Genomic DNA, 3,188 nt, shown 5'->3' on the forward strand with positions numbered 1-3,188 from the left:
AAAAAAAAATCCTTTATCTTTCGATAAAGGATTTTTAAAAATAAAATAAAAACTGGCGGCGGCCTACTCTCCCGCGTTAGCAGTACCATCGGCGCTGGTGGGCTTAACTTCTGTGTTCGGAATGGGAACAGGTGAGCCCCACCGCTAAAACCACCCTAAAGGTTGTATATAAGATATCAGAGGATAGATTTCAGATTTCAGACTTAAAGTCTTATATCTGATGTCTTATATCTGACATCTGTTTTAAGCGATAAAAACTTTCACAAAGAGCTAACCTTGCTGCACTTCCGTGCGCCATATCAGGCTATAAATCTACGGGTAATTAGTACTACTCGGCTATGACATTACTGTCTTTACACCTGTAGCCTATCAACGTCGTCATCTCCAACGACCCTTAAAAGATGTCTCATCTTGAGGCGAGTTTCGCACTTATATGCCTTCAGTGCTTATCTCTTCCAAACGTAGCTACTCAGCAGTGCACCTGGCGGTACAACTGATACACCAGAGGTTTGTTCAATTCGGTCCTCTCGTACTAGAATCAAGCCCTCTCAAACATCTAACGCCCGCAATAGATAGAGACCGAACTGTCTCACGACGTTCTGAACCCAGCTCGCGTGCCACTTTAATGGGCGAACAGCCCAACCCTTGGGACCTTCTCCAGCCCCAGGATGTGACGAGCCGACATCGAGGTGCCGAACCTCCCCGTCGATGTGAGCTCTTGGGGGAGACTAGCCTGTTATCCCCGGAGTACCTTTTATCCTATGAGCGATGGCCCTTCCATACGGAACCACCGGATCACTATGTCCTGCTTTCGCACCTGATCGACTTGTAGGTCTCACAGTCAAGCACCCTTATGCCATTACACTCTACGCACGGTTACCAAGCGTGCTGAGGGTACCTTTGAAAGCCTCCGTTACTCTTTTGGAGGCGACCACCCCAGTCAAACTACCCACCACGCAATGTCCTTCTAAAAGAAGTTAGGCTCCAAGTAAGTAAAGGGTGGTATTTCAACGTTGGCTCCACCTACACTAGCGTGCAAGCTTCAAAGCCTCCCACCTATCCTACACATTACTTACTCAAAGTCAATACGAAGTTATAGTAAAGGTTCACAGGGTCTTTTCGTCCCATTGCGGGTAATCGGCATCTTCACCGATACTACAATTTCACAGAGCTCATGGTTGAGACAGTGCCCAGATCGTTACACCATTCGTGCAGGTCGGAACTTACCCGACAAGGAATTTCGCTACCTTAGGACCGTTATAGTTACGGCCGCCGTTTACTGGGGCTTCAGTCAATGCCTTCGGTTTAACCCTAAGCACCTTCCTTAACCTTCCAGCACCGGGCAGGTGTCAGACCCTATACTGCATCTTTCGATTTTGCAGAGTCCTGTGTTTTTGATAAACAGTCGCCTGGGCCTCTTTACTGCGGCCACCATTGCTGATGGCGTCTCTTCTCCCGAAGTTACGAGACTATTTTGCCTAGTTCCTTAACCATGATTCACTCTAGCACCTTAGGATTCTCTCCTCGACTACCTGTGTCGGTTTTGGTACGGGTTGCTTCACTTCGGCTTTTCTTGGAAGCACTTTCCCTACAGCAGCTTCGCCCGAAGGCTAGGCCTTGACTATTCCGTCAGTCTCCAGTAAGTACGGCACTCCGTCCCCTTTTTAGTGTGAGCAAGTATGGGAATATTAACCCATTGTCCATCCACTTCCCCGTTCGGGTTCGCGTTAGGTCCCGACTAACCCTCAGCTGATTAGCATGGCTGAGGAAACCTTAGTCTTTCGGTGAGCGGGTTTCTCGCCCGCTTTATCGTTACTTATGCCTACATTTTCTTTTCTATCCGCTCCACAATACCTCACAGTACTGCTTCGGCGCAAATAGAATGCTCTCCTACCAGATGTATCTAAAATACAAATCCATAGCTTCGGTAATATGTTTATGCCCGATTATTATCCATGCCGGACCGCTCGACTAGTGAGCTGTTACGCACTCTTTAAATGAATGGCTGCTTCCAAGCCAACATCCTAGCTGTCAATGCAGTCCAACCGCGTTGCTTCAACTTAACATATATTTTGGGACCTTAGCTGTTGGTCTGGGTTCTTTCCCTCTCGGACATGGACCTTAGCACCCATGCCCTCACTGCCGTAGAACATTTATTAGCATTCGGAGTTTGTCAGGAATTGGTAGGATTTGACTCCCCCGCATCCAATCAGTAGCTCTACCTCTAATAAACTTATATACGACGCTGCACCTAAATGCATTTCGGAGAGTACGAGCTATCTCCCAGTTTGATTGGCCTTTCACCCCTACCCACAGGTCATCCGAAGACTTTTCAACGTCAACCGGTTCGGTCCTCCACTCTGTGTTACCAGAGCTTCAACCTGCCCATGGGTAGATCACAAGGTTTCGCGTCTAATCCTACTAACTATACGCCCTATTCAGACTCGCTTTCGCTCCGGCTCCGGTACTTAATACCTTAACCTCGCTAGTAAAATTAACTCGTAGGCTCATTATGCAAAAGGCACGCCGTCACACCATATAGGTGCTCCGACCGCTTGTAGGCGTACGGTTTCAGGTTCTATTTCACCCTTCTATTCGAAGTGCTTTTCACCTTTCCTTCACAGTACTTGTTCACTATCGGTCTTTCAGGAGTATTTAGCCTTGGAGGATGGTCCCCCCATATTCAGACAGGATTTCACGTGTCCCGCCCTACTCATTTATCACTTAAATATGCCTTTCATATACGGGGCTATCACCCTCTACGGCTGTTCTTTCCAGAACATTCTATTAAACATAAATTAGCTTTTGGGCTAATCCGCTTTCGCTCGCCACTACTTACGGAATCTCTTCGATTTCTTTTCCTCCGGGTACTTAGATGTTTCAGTTCTCCGGGTTTGCTCCTCTTACGAGGTGACTGGTCTTCAACCAGCCGGGTTGCCCCATTCGGACATCTGCGGATCAATTCGTGTGTGCCAATCCCCGCAGCTTTTCGCAGCTTACCACGTCCTTCGTCGCCTCTGAAAGCCTAGGCATCCGCCATACGCCCTTAACGATTTCTTTCCTAATATTAAATTAGTTCAGTATTTTTTGATAAAATTTAATTTATCGATATTTTTATAAACTCGGCACTCGAAAGTGCTCGGTTATCTCTTTGTGATGTCTTTACCGTTAATGTCAATGATCTTAAT

2 rRNA genes are annotated in these 3,188 nt (G+C 47.1%); both read right to left on the reverse strand.

The window, feature by feature from the left end:
• Positions 1 to 50: 50 nt before the first annotated feature.
• A 5S ribosomal RNA gene (gene rrf / locus WH267_RS25005) occupies positions 51 to 158 on the reverse strand.
• A 144-nt stretch (positions 159 to 302) separates the two neighbouring features.
• Positions 303 to 3,060, reverse strand: a 23S ribosomal RNA gene (locus WH267_RS25010).
• Between the last annotated feature and the right edge of the window lie 128 nt (positions 3,061 to 3,188).

The organism is Chryseobacterium sp. MYb328 (assembly GCF_037572595.1).
Taxonomy (GTDB): Bacteria; Bacteroidota; Bacteroidia; order Flavobacteriales; family Weeksellaceae; genus Chryseobacterium; species Chryseobacterium pennae.